Origin of the sequence: Actinomyces sp. oral taxon 175 str. F0384 (assembly GCF_000223355.1) — a bacterium.
GTDB classification, from domain to species: domain Bacteria; phylum Actinomycetota; class Actinomycetes; order Actinomycetales; family Actinomycetaceae; genus Actinomyces; species Actinomyces oris.
Map to the genome: position 1 here is coordinate 537,037 of NZ_AFUR01000006.1, position 16,177 is coordinate 553,213.

Here is a 16,177-nt window from a genome sequence, read left to right on the forward strand (position 1 = left end):
GATGATGACCCCCATGAGCCGATCCCCCCTTCGAGCCAGCCTCGCCAAGGACCCACGTGAGGTCGCCGGGATGTTCGACGCCGTCGCGCGCCGCTACGACCTGTCCAATGACGTGATGAGCCTGTTCCAGGTGCACATGTGGCGTCGGGTGACGCGCGCGGCCGTCGCCGCGAGGCCGGGGACGCGCGTCCTGGACCTGGCCGCGGGGACCGGCACCTCCTCGGTGGAGTACGCCGCCGACGGCGCCGAGGTCGTGGCCTGCGACTTCTCCACCGGCATGGTGGCCGAGGGCAAGCGCCGCCACCCCGAGATCGCCTTCGTGGCCGGGGACGCCACGGCGCTGCCCTTCGCCGATGAGAGCTTCGACGTCGTCACCATCTCCTACGGGCTGCGCAACGTGCAGGACACGGCGCGGGCGCTGTCGGAGATGCGCCGGGTGACGGTGCCGGGCGGGCGGATCGTCATCGCGGAGTTCTCCACCCCGGTCTGGCCGGCCTTCCGCCACCTGTATCGCTTCTACCTGGGCAGCGCCCTGCCGGCCGCGGCCCGCCTGGTCTCGTCGAACACCGAGGCCTACGACTACCTGGGCGAGTCGATCCTGGCCTGGCCGGACCAGCGGGAGCTGGCAGGCCTCATGCAGGAGGCCGGTTGGCGGGGCGTGGGCTACAAGAACCTTTCCGGCGGGATCGTCGCGGTCCACCGGGCCACTCGGCCCGAGCACACCCGGAGCGAGCAGTGAGAACCGGCCTGGGCAGCGACCCGGGGCCGACGTCGTGAGGGCAGAGCACTGCCTGGCCGTCCCGCCGCGGCTGTCCTTCCGCACCCATGAGCTGCCTGAGGACGCACTGGAGGGGCTGGCTCTCATCGACCTGCTGGCGGGCCGTGAGGATGTCAGCTCCTGGGTTCACGACGGGCGCGGACTCATCGGCCTGGGCCACGTTCTGGTGATCGAGGCCAGCGGGGCGGATCGCATTGAGGCGCTGCGGGCCGCGTGGCGGGCCGTCGTCGGCGCGGCCTGGTGGCGTGATGCGCTGGTCCGCCCCGGGACTGGGCCGGTGGCGCTGGGCGCGATCACCTTCTCCCCCAGCTCCGAGCAGTCCTCGGTTCTGGTGGTTCCCGAGGTCCTCGTTGGGCTGGATGACTCCGGTGCTTGGCTGACGACCGTGGTGTCCGGGGCTGACGATGGGACTGAGCCGGAGCACCCAGATCCCGGCTCGCTCCTGACGGCGCTGGTGGCCGATGCTCGTGCAGCGGTCGACCGGGGGCCAGCCGGAGCCGACAGCGACTCCGGGGACTCCGGCGGCACCACCGCCGTTGAGGCCGGGGCGCTCAGCGAGGAGCAGTGGTGCCAGGCGGTCTGCGCCACGCAGGAGCGGATGCGTGCGGGGCAGGCCCGCAAGGTGGTCCTGGCCCGCGACGTGCTGGCCTACCCGGGCGGGCCGCTGGCCACCGGTACGGTCCTGCGGCGTCTGGCCAGCGACTACCCCTCCACCTGGGTCTTCGCCGTCGACCAGATGGTGGGCGCCAGTCCTGAGCTGCTGCTGCGCCTGCGGGATCGACGCCTCATGAGCAGGGTGTTGGCCGGTACGGCCCGCCGGCACGCCGGTGAGGACGCTCTGGCGACCGCGCGCCTGGCGTCCTGGCTGGAGGGCTCGGAGAAGAACAACCGGGAGCATGAGCTGGCCCGAGACTCGGCGATCACGGCGCTGGAGCCGCTGTGCTCGGTGGTGGAGGCCCCGGCCCGCTTCGTCCTGACGCTGCCGAATGTGCTGCACCTGGCCAGTGACATCACCGGGGTCGTCGCCGGGGACACCGGGGCGCTGGCGCTGGTGGACGCGCTGCACCCGACGGCGGCCGTGTGCGGGACACCAACCCAAGCGGCTGCGCGTCTCATTGAGGAGGCCGAGTCCATGGACCGGGGGCGTTACGCCGGGCCCGTGGGCTGGGTGGACTGGCACGGCGAGGGCGAGTGGTGCATCGCGCTGCGCAGCGCCCAGATGCCCACAGGAGGTCCCGGACCGCAGTCCCCCGCGAGAGTGTTCGGGGGCGGCGGCATCATGCCGGACTCCGAGCCGGTCGACGAGCTGGCGGAGACGACCGCCAAGATGCGTCCCATGCTGGGGGCGCTCGGCGTGCGTCTCTGAGACGACTCTGGGCGGCTATCGCGTCAGGAGTCCTTGCGCTCGGCCAGGGTCACGTCGATGTCCTGCTTCTTGGAGTCACGGATGACCGTGAGCTTGACCTTGTCGTTGGCGGAGTACTGGCGCACGTAGCCGGTGAGAGCCGACCCCTGGGCGGTGGTCTTCCCGTCGATGGCGATGACGACGTCATCCTTCTTCAGTCCGGCCTTGTCGGCCGGTGAGCCGCCTTCGACCGAGGTGATCTTGGCGCCGGCGCGCTTCTCGCCGTCGGCCCTGGCACCAGCGGTGTCGAGGGTAACTCCCAGGTAGGCGTGCGTGGCCGTTCCGGACTTGATGAGTTGCTTGGCGACCTTGTCGGCCAGCTTGACGGGGATGGCGAAACCGATGCCGATGCTTCCCGAGCCTCCCTCGCCGCCGCCAGAGCGCCCCATGGTGGCGATGGAGCTGGTAATCCCGATGACCCGCCCCTTCTCATCGAAAAGGGGGCCGCCGGAGTTGCCGGGGTTGATGGCGGCGTCGATCTGGATGGCGTTGGTGTAGACCGCCGAACCGCCCGATCCGTCCTCATTCTGTGAGTTGACGACGGGCCGATCGAGGGCCGAGATGATTCCGGTGGTGACGGTCGAGGACAGGCCCAGCGGGTTACCGATCGCCATGACGTCCTGACCGGTGGCCAGCTTGTCGGAGTCGCCGAGCTGGGCGACCGTGAGGTTGTCGGGGGCGTCCTTGAGCTGGATGACCGCCAGGTCGGTGGCGGGGTCGGTACCGGTGGTCTCGGCGTCATAGACGCGGCCGTCAGCCAGCGTCACCTGGATCTTGGAGGCGCCCGCCACCACGTGGTTGTTCGTGATGATGTGCCCCTCCTTGTCGAAGATGACTCCGGAGCCCAGGGCCTCGCCCCTGTCCGTGACGACGCCGATGGAGACGACGGCGTTGGACACGGCGGCCGAGACGGCCTCCCAGTCGGGGGCCTGGCCGGCGCTGTTGACGGTCTTGGTCGTGCTCCCGGTGGCGATGGCGGTGGGCGCCGTCGTGGAACGCGATGAGACATCCCCGCCGCGAGCGTCCATGTACCTGACCGCGGTCACAGCCCCACCGGCCCCCAGCAGGGAGGCGACCAGCACGGAAGTGACCAGGGCGAACCAGCCCGGCCCCCGCCGGCGCCTCTTGGTGCCGCTGTCAGCGCCTGTGGCCTTCGAGGCCGCATAGAAGGACTCCCCGGTGGGGGCGCCGGCCGGCGCGTAGCCACCGGACGTCGTCGGGACGCTCGTATAGGGCGAGCCGAGGTGCGTCTGCTGCCCCTGGTAGGGCTGCTGGGAGGATGAGTAGCTGGACGGCGCCGCCTGCTGCACCTGAGGGGCGGGGTACTGCCCCTGAGGCTGCTGCGGCGGCTGGTAGGACGGCTGCTGGGGCTGGTACTGCCCCTGGGCGGGCTGCGCGTAGAGCGACGCGGACTGCTCCGCGGGAAGCTGCGAGGTCGGCGGCTCGGCAGGCAGCTGAGAGGTGGGCGGCTCGGTGGGAAGCATCCGGGTCTCGTTCCCATGCTGCACGTTCGCCCCCTGAGGCAGGACCGGCTCGGGCTGGGAAGCGTCGGCGGTGTAGGCCTGGGAGAGATCCGCGTAGCCGCCGTGGTCTTCGGTCACGCTCGCGCCCTCGCTGACGGAAGACGCCGTTGCCGGGCTGGCCTGGCTGCTGGCGGACCAGGAGTCGACACCGGAGTGAGCGCCGTCCGCCGCCGCCTCGGGCTCACTGGGCCGGTATGCCTCCGGGTTCGTCTCGTCGTATCCGCTCATCTGTGCTCCTCCTCGGGCGTGTCGCCCTCTCAGATCCACGGGTAGACAACACCAGGGCTCTGTGCCGTTTCCGATGATTCCCTGAGGCTGTGCTGTGGATCGTATAACTGTTGTATCGCAGCGGGCTGAGAGCTCAGCGGTGGGTTCGGGCTGAGCCGGGGCCACCGCCGCAGGTCCTATCCCGCTGGTTGCCGTCCATCTCTATCGTCGTTCATGTTGTCACGGTGTGAGGACCGTGCCTCGTGGTCTCCCAGACGACGACGCTCACGCCGTCGACCGGTTCAGCCAGGAGTCCGCGGAGGGCCTCGACATCATGGGGGACCTGGACGCGGGCCCCCAGGGCTGCCGCCAGCGCAGCGATATCCGCCCGCTGAGGGGCGGTGAAGAGCCGTTCGAACCGGCCCGCTGGCGTGGTGCGGGCGTACTCGAGGTGGGAGAAGATCGCGCCCCCACCGTCGTCGACGACGATCACCTGCAGGTCGGCCTCCTCCTCTCGCACGCCCCGGTTCAAGGACATGGCGTCGTGGAGGAAGGCGAGGTCTCCCATGACGGCGCGAACCGGTTCCCCTGAGGCCATCCACAGTCCGATCCCGGTGGCGATGGTGCCGTCGATGCCCGCCAGGCCGCGGTTCGCGACCGCCTTCGGGGCAGCGGCGCCGGGCTGGGCGAGTCGGTCCAGGCGCCGCACCGTCATGGACGAACCCAGCAGAAGGGTGGGGGCACCGGGGGCCTGACTGGCCTCCCACACGGCCCGGGCCAGGGCGTCGGCGCTGCTGGAGCGGTCCGGTTCGGGAAGATCCGCCACGGCCTGGCGCCAGGAGTCGGTCCAGGCCGTGTCGGCGCTCTCCAGGCCGAGGGAGGCGACTAGACGGGCCGAACGGAGGGCGGCGGTGTCGGCAGGCTCATGATCGAGACCGTCCATGGGGACGACCCGTCGAGCCCGCCCGGAGACGTCGGTCCACCGGGCGCGCTCCGTCAGGACGGTGATGTCGAGATCCTCGCGCCCCAGGAGCGCGGTGATGGAGCGACTGAGGCTGGGGTGCCCCAGAACGAGGAGGTGCTCGGCCTGCTGGGCGAGCGCGCGACCCGCAGGGGTGCCCAGCAGCTCGGCGTAACGGCTCAGGGCCTGCGGGCCGCTGCGGGCCTGGGAGGTGGGTTCGGCTAGGAGTGGCCAGTTGAGGTGCTCGGCCAGAGACCTGGCCAGGGTGCCAACGCCCGGGTGGGCGGTGTCACCGGCGACGACGATCCCTCTCCCCTGCGCTAAGGAGCCAGAGCCGGCCGGCTGGCCGGCACCGGCCTCCGGGGTTCCGGCCAGCACGGCTGCCCGGACAGTCGTCGCAGCCGGCGGGGAGGGCGGTGCCGGAGCGGCCGGCACCGCATCCTCCACGGTGTCCCCCACTGAGCTTTCCGCTGAGTTCTCCACCGTCAGGGGCGGACGGAAGCGGGCGTTGATCTGGACCGGCCCGGGATCCTGACTGAGGGTCCCGGTGGCGGCGGCGACGGCGCGGCGCACCTGCCCGGCGATGGCGGCGTCGGCCGCATGGCCCCCGAGGTCGGCTGCCAGGTCGGCGGGCAGATCCACACCCAGGCGCAGGGCAGGTGCGAAGAGCCCGGTCTGCTCGGTGGTCTGGCTGGCACCGGTGCCGACCAGCTCGTGGGGCCGGTCGGCGCTGATGACGAGCAGGGGGATGCCGGCGGCGTCGGCCTCACTGACGGCCGGGTGAAGGTTGGAGACGGCCGTGCCCGAGGTGGTCACGACGGCGGCGCAGCGGCCGCGCCCGTTCAGGACGTGGGCGCGGGCGGCCCCCAGGGCGATGAAGCCGGCGCTGCGCTCATCCAGGACGACACGCAGCCGTAGGCGCCCGGCGTCGGCGGCGTCGGCCAGGGCCTCCGCCAGCGGGGCGCTGCGCGATCCCGGGCACAGGACGACCTCGCGCACGCCCTCGGCCAGGAGGGCCGCCACGAGGCTGCGCGCGTCGGCCATGGCGGGCGGGAGCTGCGGGCGCTCCGGGGAGTCGGTCACAGGGGCGAGGATACGAGAGCACACCGCCTGCACTGCGCTGCGATTGGTCACAGTCCGGTGAGCCCCGGACACGGGTGGGGCCGGGCTACAGCGGCAGCCCGGCCACGGCCCGGCTGGGGTCACGGGCCTCGCGCTGGCGGCGGGCGTGCAGGGCGCCGGCCAGGTGCAGCAGGCGCGTCTGCCAGTGCTTGGTGAGGTAGGGCCCCGCCTTGACCTCGTTCAGGAGGCGTTCGGAGACGGGGGCGGCGGCGTCCAGACGCAGAGTCCCGTTGCTGGGGCGGACGCTGGGGTCGGCGACGTCCTGGGTCAGCAGGCGCGTGGTCCCCAGGCCGCAGGCGTGGTTGAGGGAGGGCAGGCTGAAGGCGAGGGTGGCGCCGGCCATGATGCCCACGGAGGTGTCCAGGGCGGAGGAGACGACCGCGGGCAGTCCAAGGCGCTCTGCCATGTCCAGGGCCCGGTGCACCCCGCCCAGCGGGGCCACCTTGAGGATGGCGACGTCGGCGGCGCGCCGGTGGACGATCTCCAGGGGGTTGGCAGACAGCCGGATCGACTCGTCAGCGGCGATGGGCACGTCGACGGCGCGGCGCAGGTCGGCCAGGTCGTAGACGGTGGCGCAGGGCTGTTCGGCATACTCCAGCCCTCCGGAAGCCCGGTCCATGAGGGGCAGGTTCTCGCGGGCGGTGTCCAGGTCCCAGGCGCCGTTGACGTCGATACGCACCTTGCCGGAACGCCCCAGGGCCGAACGGACCGCCTCGAGGCGCTCCAGGTCCGCCGAGCGCTTGTCGCTGCTGCCGCTGACCTTGACCTTGGCGGTCCTGGCTCCGGAGGCCCGCACCAGATCAGAGGCGTCCTGAGCGCCGACCTCGGGGACGGTCACGTTGACGGAGATGGTCTCGCGGTAGCGGGGAAGAAGGGAGTTTCCCAGGGCCTCGCACAGTCCGGAGGCGAGCCAGGGAGCGCTGGCCTCCAACCCGTAGTCCCAGAAGGGCGCGACCTCACCCCAGCCCCCGGGGCCGTGGAGCAGGACGCCGTCGCGGCGGGTGATACCGCGAAACGGCGTCGTCAGAGGAATGTCCCAGACGACCGCGCGGTCGATGCGATCCAGCAGTCCGGTGGAGTCCTGAGCATGAAGAGAGGCGATGTCGATCTCGCCGTTGGCATGCTGATGGTCCGGACTCACGGGCACAGAATACGCACGATCTTCAATCAAGACGACGAAACCGGGACAAGGGTGGCGGGGCCCACCTCGGCAAACGCCCACGGGGCTGAGCACTGGACTGTCCGGCGCCGTCTCGCGCCCCTGTGCCGGCGTCGAGCGTGGCCGTGAGCGCAGGCCCCTGTCCGCGGGCCTTTGTAGAATGGCTCGTGCGGTTGAATTCGCGATCACGCCGAGGGGAAGCCATGAACGAGGGCAGCACGGGGTCAGGGGACGCGGGGCACCATCACTGGAAGCCCGTCACGCCCGTCTCCGCGATGGTTGTGGGCCGCCTGGTTCTCGGGCTGCCCAGCGCCGTCGGCCTGACGGTCATCGTGCTGGCCTGGTCGGCGCTGACCCGCGCCGGGCTGGGATTCGGTAGGGCGTGCCTATTCTCCCTGGTAGCGGTGGCGATTCGCGAGCTCATCGACGCCTCGGCCCACCGGCTCATCATGCGGGCCTGGCGCTCGAGGGATCCGCACGGCCTGCTGCTGACGATCATCGCCGCGACCTGCCCCGCGCTCGCGGGATTTCTGGCCGCTCGCCTCCTCGCCCCGGCATCGACGACGGCGCTGACGGCTCTCACGTGGCTGCCGTTCATGGCCTTCGTCGTTCTCATTGAGAGGCCGTGGGACACCTCGCTCGGATACGACGCCCTCCAGGAGCGCATCCATCAGCCCCAGCCGATCCCGCCGGAGTACGTCACCGCCGACTTCCGCGACGCCCGCAAGTACCTGCCCAAGCTCCGCCGCATCGCACTGGCCCACGCGGCGCTGTAGCCGGCGGCTCCGGCCGCCTCGACAGACCTCAACTGCGATGACGATCACACGCCTGTTAGGGTGAGGGAGCGTCATCTGTGAGCGTGGAGCGTCAGGGGAAGGGCATATGAGCACACGCGACGTCACCAGCACACCAGACCGGCCCTGGAAGCCGGCTGTCCCCCTGTCAGCGGTGATTGGGGGAAGAGTCTTCCTGGGAGTCTTCGACGCACTCGCTGTCGGAGTCGTGCTGGCCATCTGGTCCGCCCTCACTCGCGCCGGACTCACCTACGACCAGATCTCAGGATTCGCCATTCTGGCGACCGCGGTGTACGAGACCCTGGATGCGATATCCATGCGCCTAACCATGCGCATCCGACGCACCAACGACATGAGCAAGGTGCAGCGGATCCTGTCCGCCCTCATCTGCCCAGTTATTGGCGGAGCAGTGGCGGCCATGGTCTTCGCACCGCACCGCCTCACTCACCTGACGCTGCTGACCTGGGCGACCTCCCTGCTCATCTTCTGCGCAGTGGATCGGCCATGGAAGACACCAATGTCTTATGAGGAGATGAAGGAACGCGGTCGTCAGACCCGGCTGATGACCCGGGAGCACTTCGCCGAGGAGATCGCCGATGGCCGGATGACCTTCCGCCCCATCGACGACGAGGGCTACTACCTCGACGAGGACGGCAACCGCATCGAGGACTGAGAGCCCCCGCCGTCGCACTTTGTTCCGGCCGGGGACGTCCTGCGCGTGCGGGGACAGGATTGCTGTCCCCGACGGCGTCGAATGCCCCCGGCTGGAGCAGGACGCACCCGGCCGCGTGGAATGTCCCCGCTGGTGGGCTCCACCCGCACCGGCCGGCAGGTCCGACCGCGCCGCCTGACGTCAGGACTTCTTGAAGTCGTACTGAGGGTGCTTCTTGGCCCAGGCGATGGCGGCCTCATCCTCCCGGCCCTCGCCGTAAGTGTTGACGACGAGGTCCTCGAGGCTGCCGTAGGTGGCCTCATCCATCTTGATGGAGCCGAGCCACTTCGCGATCTCCGGGAAGTCCTGCGCGAAGCCCTCGCGCCCCAGGAAGTGAAGCCCCTCCCCCTTGCCGAGCGCACCCTTGGGATCCTTCAGGTCCCGCATGTCATAGGTGGTGTTGGCCCAAAAGGGGTGCCACAGGGTCACGACGATCTCCTGCTTGGCATCGACGGCCTTCTTGAGCTCGGCCAGCATCCCGGTGGTGGAGGAGGTCAGGAACTTCATGTCCCCCAAACCGTAGGCGGGGATCACGTCCTCCTGAGACACCTTGGTCAGACCCGCACCCGGCTCGATACCGATGATCTTGTTGCCGATCTGCGAGGCATGGGGCTTGATGTCCTCGATCGACGTCATGGAGGAGTAGTCCGGGACGGACCAGCACAGCTTGGCCGAGTCGTAGTAGGTCCCCAGATCCTCGATGTAGGTGCGGTACTTGTCCATGTACTCCTTGTGAGTGACGTCCGGCCACGCCGAGGGATACAGGTCGACCGCCCCCTGGCTGAGACCTGCGTACAGCGGCCCCGCTTCACTCAGGTCGGTCAGCTTGATCCGGTACCCGGCCTTCTCCAGCTGGGTCTTGAGCAGATGCGTCATGGACAGGCCGTCGCTCCAGGAGGGAATGAAGCCCAGGCGGAGTCGCTTGCCCCCACCGCCGGAACCCTTACCGCAGGCGGACAGAGCGCCCGCCGCCGCCAGGGAGGCCAGAGCAGCGGTGAAAGTGCGGCGGGAGGTATGCATGCTGTTCCTTCGATACGTGCCCGACGCCGGTGAGGACGGGGCGAAGAAGCGTCGTCGAGTCATGGGTCACCGCTTCTTGATGAGGGAGAGCAGCGAGCCCTTCTCCCGCGGAGCCCCGAGGGCCGCGGTCACCCGGTCCAGGTAGATCGCCAGGAACACGATGGACAGACCCGCCTCGGTGCCCTTGGCGATGTCGATCGTCGCGAGCGCCTTGACGACCTCCTTCCCCAGGCCGTCGGCACCGACCATGCCCGCGATGACGGCCATCGACAGCGCCAGCATGATGACCTGGTTGACGCCCGCCATGATGGTGGGGACGGCCAGGGGCAACTGGATGCCCCGCAGGATCTGCCAGTCGGTGGCGCCGAAGGAACGCCCCGCCTCCACGGTCTCCTTGTCCACCTGCTTGATGCCCAGCTCGGTCATGCGCACCCCGGGGGGCATCGCGAAGATGAGCGTGGCGAACATCCCGGGCACCACCCCGATGGAGAAGAACAGGACCGAGGGGATGAGGTAGACGAAGGCCGGCATCGTCTGCATGAGGTCGAGGACCGGGCGGATGAGGACGCTGACGTACTTGTTGCGGGCGGCCCAGATCCCCAGGGGGATGGCGAAGACGAGGGCGGTCAGAGTCGCCAGGGTCACCAGGACCAGCGTTTCCATCGCATTGACCCACTGCCCCAGGGAGATGATGACAAGGAAGGTGACGGCGGTACCCACCGCCAGCCTCCATGACTTCGCCATCCAAGCGACGAGGACGAAGACCACCACCATGAGCAACGGGGGCACAGCCAGGAGCAGGTCCACGAGGTTGTCGTTGACCAGGGTGCCGGCCCGGGAGATCGCGCTGAGGAAGCCATGGAGGTGAACCTGGATCCACTCAATGAGGACCTCGACCGCCGTGCCCAGGGGAATCTTGGGAAGAGGAGTCTGTACGGGAATCATCAGGCGTCGGCTCCTTCGGCCTCGGTGGTCTCACTGGCCTTGCCGGCCTGCTCGTCGGTCTGCTCCGCGGCCGGATCGGCGCTGGAGGCACTGGCGGCGCTGGAGGCCCCGGCCTCCTGGTTCTGCTCACTGATGGCGGCCAGCAGGGTGACGCGCGGGATGACGCCGGAGATCCGTCCGTCGTCGTCGACGACAACGATGGGGGCGGCGTGCTGCGCGGCGTGGGCGAACAGCTCGTTGACAGGGGTCGAGTGCGACACGACCGGCATCTCGTGGATCGTGGACAGTGGCAGGGCGTTGGAACCCTCCTTGACCGCCCGGGCGACGTCGTCCTCCCAGACATAGCCGAAGGGCGTGCGGTCGCGGTTCTGGACGAGCAGCCACGGCGGCTGATTCTCCCGCAGGAGCTTGTGGGCGGCGTGGGGGCTGCGGTCCGAGCCCAGGACCGCGTACGGGGGCTCCGCGATGGAGCCGGCCGTCAGGACCCGGCTGCGGTCGACGTCGGCCACGAACCGAGAGACGTAGTCGGAGGCCGGGTCGCGCAGGATCTCCTCGGCGGTGCCGACCTGCTCGACGCGACCGTCACGCATCATGGCGATGCGGTCTCCCAGGCGCATGGCCTCGTTGAGGTCGTGGGTGATGAACAGGATCGTCTTGCCGAGCTTGCCCTGCAGGTCGATGAGCTGGTCCTGCATCTCCCGGCGGATGAGCGGGTCGAGCGCGGAGAAGGCCTCGTCCATGAGCAGGATATCGGTCTCGGCGGCCAGGGCCCGGGCCAGGCCGACCCGCTGCTGCATGCCACCCGAGAGCTCACCGGGCTTGTAGCCACCCCACCCCTCCAGGCCCACCAGGGACAGGGCCTCTTCTGCCCGGCGCTCGCGCTCGGAGCGATTCACTCCCTGAATCTCCAGACCGTAGGCGGCGTTCTCCCCCACCGTCCGGTGCGGCAGGAGGGCGAAGTTCTGGAAGACCATGGAGACGCGCTCGCGGCGCAGCTCGCGCAGCTTCGGCTTCGAGACGTGCGCCAGGTCCTCCCCATAGAGGGTCATGCTGCCGGCCGTGATGGGCAGCAGGCCGTTGACCATGCGGATGAGGGTGGACTTCCCGGAGCCCGACAGGCCCATGACCACGAAGATCTCGCCCTTGTCGACGTCGAAGGAGGTGTCGATGACGGCGGCGGTCTGCCCTGACTTCCTCAACTGGTCCCGCGTCCTGCCGGCCTTGAGCTTCTTGACGCCGTCGGACGGTCGCCGCCCGAAGACCTTGTAGACATGGTTGGCCTCAATGACTTTCACTGCACTCCTCACGATCTAGCTCCTGGCCTGGCCGCGAGAGTCCGGAAGACGAGTTGTGAGAGCCGCGTCCGGACCCAGCGACGACGGCAAGCCCGTTTTATAGTCCTGCGCAGTGTTCGAGTGGTCAATTTGAGCAGGCGCAGAATCCCGCGAATTCAGAGGACTTCAGGCCTTGACACGCCCGTGGGCGTGTCCGGAGCCACGTTCGCGGAACAGGGCGGAACCCACCCGGCGCGCACGGTCGGGCATGAACGTCCACAAGCATCGAGAATGCTTGAAATCATCACGAACATCGCAACTCCCCCGCAGCCTCGCACCGCACGCACACAAACGCGACTCATAACCAACAACGTCCGTATGTGCAACCGGAACTCCTCAGGGCCACAGAATGTGGTGATAGTCTCATTTGCGTCGCAGCCCGTTCCGCGCCGCAACGGAACAAGCCGGACGCCCACCGAAACCCCCTCCCCGCTCACCTGGAATCACTACGCTGAGGGGCACGCCCGCGGTCCGCAGGACCAACCGGGCACCGATGGAGGAGGAGACTGCCGTGCCGGCTGCAGGATGGATCCCGGCGGACGGACCGGATCTCTGGGGACCCCTCGGAGGCCCGGGCGCGCACAGACCCAAGGCCCACGCCGACGTGCGCATCTCGAACATGTCCCTCATCCTGCGGCACCTTCAGACGAGTCCCGCTCTGTCGCGCACGCGCCTGGCCCGCGAGACGGGGCTGTCCAAGGCGACGGTCTCGACCCTCGTGGCCGAGCTGTGCTCCCGGGGGCTGCTCATCGAGGAGGAGCCGGACCTGTCGGGCAACGTCGGCAGACCGAGCACGGGCCTGCGCACGGCTCCACATACAGCGGCCGGCATCGGCCTGGAGATCAGTGGCGCCTCGCTGCTCCTGTCCGTCACGGACCTGACCGGAGAGGTCGTCGCGCGCCGCTGCGAACTCGTCGACGACGCCGGACACCGCCCCGAGACGATGATCGAGCACGTCGCGGCCATGCTGTCCCAGGCCCTGGAGCAGCTGACGCAGCAGGGGACGACAGTTCCGGGAATCGTCCTGGCTCAGACCGGGATCATCGACTACGCCGACAACACCGTGCGCTACTCCTCCACGCTGGAGTGGCACGACGTCGCCGTGGCGGACCAGGTCCGCGACGCAGTCGCCCGCCGCCTGGGCCCGGAAAGGAGCGTCCCCACCATCACGCTGGAGAACGACGCCAAGCTCGCCGCACTGGCCACCTACGAGCGCTACGCGCAGGACGGGGTGCGCAATCTGCTCTACCTGTCGGGCGGCGAGGGGATCGGCGCCGGCATCATCTCCGACGGCCACCTCCTGCGCGGCTGGCTGGGCCTGACCGGCGAGGTCGGCCACATGCCCGTGGAGCCTGAGGGCCTGGCGTGCCGCTGCGGACGGCGCGGCTGCTGGGAGACCCGCTCCGGACTGCAGGCCCTGACCTCGATCTACCCGCCGGGCGACGCGGTGCGCGACGAGACCACCTCCCTGGATGAGCGCATCGAGCTCCTGCGCCGGCGCTTCGACGCCGGGGACGCCGAGCTCACCCGGAGGCTGAAGCTCTCCCAGCGGGCGCTCGCGCGCGCCCTGGCGATCCTGACGGACGTCCTCAACCCCGAGGTGATCGTACTGTCGGGGTACCTGGCCGCCTTCGCCGACGTGTTCATCTCCCCCACTGCCTCCGCCCTGCAGGATCGGCTGCTGGACCAGCGCGCCGCCGTGAGGCTGGAGACCTCCCACCTGGGCCAATGGGCCTCGTCGTACGGGGCGGCCCTGGTGGCGCTGGAGTCCGTGCTCGACAACCCCACCCTGGTCGATCTCAGGCCCGCCTCCTAGCCACCACCAGGCATATCGACCGCCTCGCCAGTAGCGGACGGGCGCCGCATGCTGTAGTTTGTTCGGAGTTCAGACTATTCAGCCCGAAGGAGTGCTGATGTCTTTCCAGACCCAGCCCGCGGCGCCGCTCCCCTCTCAGGCGGGGGGACGCCTCACCCTGCCGATCCAGACCGGCATGGATGAGGAGGTCCGCCGCCTCATCGCCCGCCTGGGCGCCGACGCCGTGCGGAACTCCGACGGCACCGAGCTGCCCGGCATCGTCTCGGAGCTGGCCACCAAGGTGTACTCGACCTACTTCGTGGGCCGTGGCGACAACGCCTGGGCCGACGCCCACCCCGATGAGGCCACGCGCATCTTTCTCATGTCCGACCGGGTCGCCGCCACTGCCGATGGCCCCGTGAGCATCGACCTGCTGGCCTCCTGGTTCGCCGACCAGGTCCGCCCCGACACCGGCTGCGACGTGACGCGCTGGTGGCAGGCCCACGACCGCACCACCGGTCAGGAGCTGCCCGCCTCCGCGTGGAGCATCGGGGCCGACGGACGTACCGTCACCGTGCACGAGGCCCTCGCCGGGCACGTCTACACCGTCAGCTTCCTGGCGGTCCAGACCTGGGACCCCACCCAGATGTACAACTACCTCACCAACGGCTGGGACGAGGACCCCATGCGCGTCAAGGAGAAGCCCTTCGACGTGCGCCACGAGGCCACGTGGTCCCACGTGCGCACCCACCTGAGCGCCTGGCTCACGGAGCACCCCGAGGTGGACGTGGTCCGCTTCACCACGTTCTTCTATCACTTCACCCTCGTCTACGGCGCCGACGCCACCGAGCGCTTCGTCGACTGGTTCGGCTACTCCGCCTCGGTGAGCGTCCCCGCCCTGGAGGCCTTCGAGGAGGAGTACGGCTACCGTCTGACCGCGGAGGACTTCGTCGACGCCGGCTACTACAACTCCCCCTTCCGGGTCCCCACCCGCGCCTTCCGCGACTGGATCGACTTCCAGCAGCGCTTCGTGTGCTCCCGGGTGCGCGAGCTGACCGACGCCGTCCACGCCCAGGGCAAGGAGGCGATGATGTTCCTGGGCGACAACTGGATCGGCACCGAGCCCTACGGCGAGCACTTCGCCACCACCGGCCTGGACGCCGTCGTCGGCTCGGTCGGATCGGGGGCGACCTGCCGGATGATCGCCGACATTCCGCACGTGCGCTACACCGAGGGCCGGTTCCTGCCGTACTTCTTCCCCGATGTCTTCCACCCGGGGGGCGACCCCGTCTCCGAGGCCAACCGCAGCTGGCTGGAGGCCCGGCGCGCCATCGTGCGCTCCCCCCTGGATCGGATCGGCTACGGCGGCTACCTGTCCCTGGCCGTGGAGCACCCCGACTTCATCGACCGCGTCGAGCAGATCATCGCGGAGTTCCGCGCCATCCACGAGCGCTCCGCGGGGCTGCGTCCGCTGACCCCCGGCTTCAAGGTCGGGGTCATCAACTCCTGGGGCCGTCTGCGCTCCTGGATGACGCATATGGTCGCGCACGCCCTGTGGTATCGCCAGACCTACACCTACCTGGGGGTCCTCGAGGCGCTGTCGGGCCTGCCGGTGGACGTGGAGTTCCTGTCCTTCGACGACGTGCGCGCCGGCCTGGCCCCGGACGTCAAGGTTCTTATCTGCGCCGGCGCCGAGGGTACCGCCTTCTCCGGGGGCGAGCAGTGGGCGGATGCGGAGCTGGTGGCCGCGGTCAGCTCTTTCGTGGCCGCCGGCGGTGGCCTCATTGGGGTGGGGGCTCCCAGCGCCCACCCCGCCCACGGGGTCACCTTCCAGCTCGCCGACGTCCTAGGCGTGGACCGGGAGATCGGCTGGGGCCTGAGCACACGCCGTCGTGCTCCTGAGGTGCAGGAGCACTTCATCACCCGGGACCTGACCGGCGGCCTCGACGACGGCGAGGGCACCCCCGACATCGTCGTCACCAGTCCCGCCACCCGGGTGCTCGACGCCGCGGACGGCCAGGTCCGCCTCGCGGTCCACGAGCTGGGGAGGGGCCGGGCGGTGTACGCCACGGGACTGCCCTACAGCGCCCAGAACTCCCGGCTGCTGCACCGGGCCATCTTCTGGGCCGCGGGACGCCAGGAGGAGTTCTCCGCCTGGGCGGCCCTCGACCCCAGGGTGGAGGTGGCCGCCTACCCCGATGGCCGCACCACCCTCGTCATCAACAACTCCCTGGAGCCCGTCACCACCACGGTGCCGACGCCCCAGGGCCCCCGGACGGTCCGTCTGGAGGAAGGAGGGCACCAGTGGCTCACCGCTGCCTCGCAGTGAGCACCCCCGTTCCATATCCACGCTCCACTCACGGGCGCGCACCCGCAACACCGACAGCGCCGACAGCTCCCTGTCACCGCCCCGCCGCGCCCC

Annotated in this window: 12 protein-coding genes; 6 read left to right on the forward strand and 6 right to left on the reverse strand. The window is 69.7% G+C overall.

Annotation, left to right across the window (positions count from 1 at the left end; translation table 11 throughout):
- Nucleotides 1-13 precede the first annotated feature (13 nt).
- Nucleotides 14-739: a demethylmenaquinone methyltransferase gene (locus HMPREF9058_RS10825; RefSeq protein ID WP_083816391.1), complete on the forward strand. Its 726-nt coding sequence runs from the start codon at nt 14-16 to the stop codon at nt 737-739.
- A 34-nt stretch (nt 740-773) separates the two neighbouring features.
- Complete coding sequence (locus HMPREF9058_RS10830; protein ID WP_009406987.1) at nt 774-2,144, forward strand: isochorismate synthase MenF; 1,371 nt, start codon at nt 774-776, stop codon at nt 2,142-2,144.
- Nucleotides 2,145-2,167: 23 nt separating this feature from the next.
- Here the strand turns inward: HMPREF9058_RS10830 and HMPREF9058_RS10835 are convergent, their stop codons facing one another.
- The 3 genes from HMPREF9058_RS10835 to HMPREF9058_RS10845 all read right to left on the reverse strand — a co-directional run bounded on the left by HMPREF9058_RS10835 (nt 2,168) and on the right by HMPREF9058_RS10845 (nt 7,137).
- Complete coding sequence (locus HMPREF9058_RS10835) at nt 2,168-3,934, reverse strand: S1C family serine protease (protein WP_043538185.1); 1,767 nt, start codon at nt 3,932-3,934, stop codon at nt 2,168-2,170.
- A gap of 211 nt (nt 3,935-4,145) precedes the next feature.
- Nucleotides 4,146-5,957, reverse strand: coding sequence for a 2-succinyl-5-enolpyruvyl-6-hydroxy-3-cyclohexene-1-carboxylic-acid synthase (gene menD / locus HMPREF9058_RS10840; protein ID WP_050798043.1), 1,812 nt, complete (start codon nt 5,955-5,957; stop codon nt 4,146-4,148).
- 85 nt (nt 5,958-6,042) lie between these two features.
- Nucleotides 6,043-7,137 carry an o-succinylbenzoate synthase gene (locus tag HMPREF9058_RS10845; RefSeq protein ID WP_139019024.1) on the reverse strand — a complete coding sequence of 365 codons (1,095 nt, stop codon included), beginning with the start codon at nt 7,135-7,137 and terminating at the stop codon, nt 6,043-6,045.
- Between the two features lie 221 nt (nt 7,138-7,358).
- Here HMPREF9058_RS10845 and HMPREF9058_RS10850 point away from each other — a divergent pair, with 221 nt between their 5' ends.
- Together HMPREF9058_RS10850 and HMPREF9058_RS10855 are read left to right on the forward strand one after the other, a co-directional pair.
- Nucleotides 7,359-7,931 carry a hypothetical protein gene (locus tag HMPREF9058_RS10850; RefSeq protein ID WP_009747811.1) on the forward strand — a complete coding sequence of 191 codons (573 nt, stop codon included), beginning with the start codon at nt 7,359-7,361 and terminating at the stop codon, nt 7,929-7,931.
- A gap of 106 nt (nt 7,932-8,037) precedes the next feature.
- The gene (locus HMPREF9058_RS10855; protein WP_009407194.1) at nt 8,038-8,622 is read left to right on the forward strand and encodes a hypothetical protein; all 585 of its coding nucleotides are present in this window, start codon (nt 8,038-8,040) and stop codon (nt 8,620-8,622) included.
- Nucleotides 8,623-8,802: 180 nt separating this feature from the next.
- Here HMPREF9058_RS10855 and HMPREF9058_RS10860 read toward each other — a convergent pair whose 3' ends face one another.
- The 3 genes from HMPREF9058_RS10860 to HMPREF9058_RS10870 form a co-directional block, all read right to left on the reverse strand.
- On the reverse strand, nt 8,803-9,681 hold the full coding sequence (locus HMPREF9058_RS10860) for a glycine betaine ABC transporter substrate-binding protein (protein WP_009747906.1): 879 nt from the start codon (nt 9,679-9,681) through the stop codon (nt 8,803-8,805).
- A 66-nt stretch (nt 9,682-9,747) separates the two neighbouring features.
- On the reverse strand, nt 9,748-10,626 hold the full coding sequence (locus HMPREF9058_RS10865) for a proline/glycine betaine ABC transporter permease (RefSeq protein WP_009407150.1): 879 nt from the start codon (nt 10,624-10,626) through the stop codon (nt 9,748-9,750).
- Nucleotides 10,626-11,921: a glycine betaine/L-proline ABC transporter ATP-binding protein gene (locus tag HMPREF9058_RS10870; protein ID WP_009407373.1), complete on the reverse strand. Its 1,296-nt coding sequence runs from the start codon at nt 11,919-11,921 to the stop codon at nt 10,626-10,628. Before HMPREF9058_RS10870 ends, HMPREF9058_RS10865 begins: the two co-directional genes overlap by 1 nt.
- Nucleotides 11,922-12,564: 643 nt before the next feature.
- Between HMPREF9058_RS10870 and HMPREF9058_RS10875 the strand changes: the two genes are divergently transcribed.
- Nucleotides 12,565-13,776 carry an ROK family transcriptional regulator gene (locus tag HMPREF9058_RS10875; RefSeq protein WP_009747783.1) on the forward strand — a complete coding sequence of 404 codons (1,212 nt, stop codon included), beginning with the start codon at nt 12,565-12,567 and terminating at the stop codon, nt 13,774-13,776.
- 97 nt (nt 13,777-13,873) lie between these two features.
- On the forward strand, nt 13,874-16,084 hold the full coding sequence (gene gnpA, locus HMPREF9058_RS10880) for a 1,3-beta-galactosyl-N-acetylhexosamine phosphorylase (RefSeq protein WP_009407180.1): 2,211 nt from the start codon (nt 13,874-13,876) through the stop codon (nt 16,082-16,084).
- Nucleotides 16,085-16,177 lie beyond the last annotated feature (93 nt).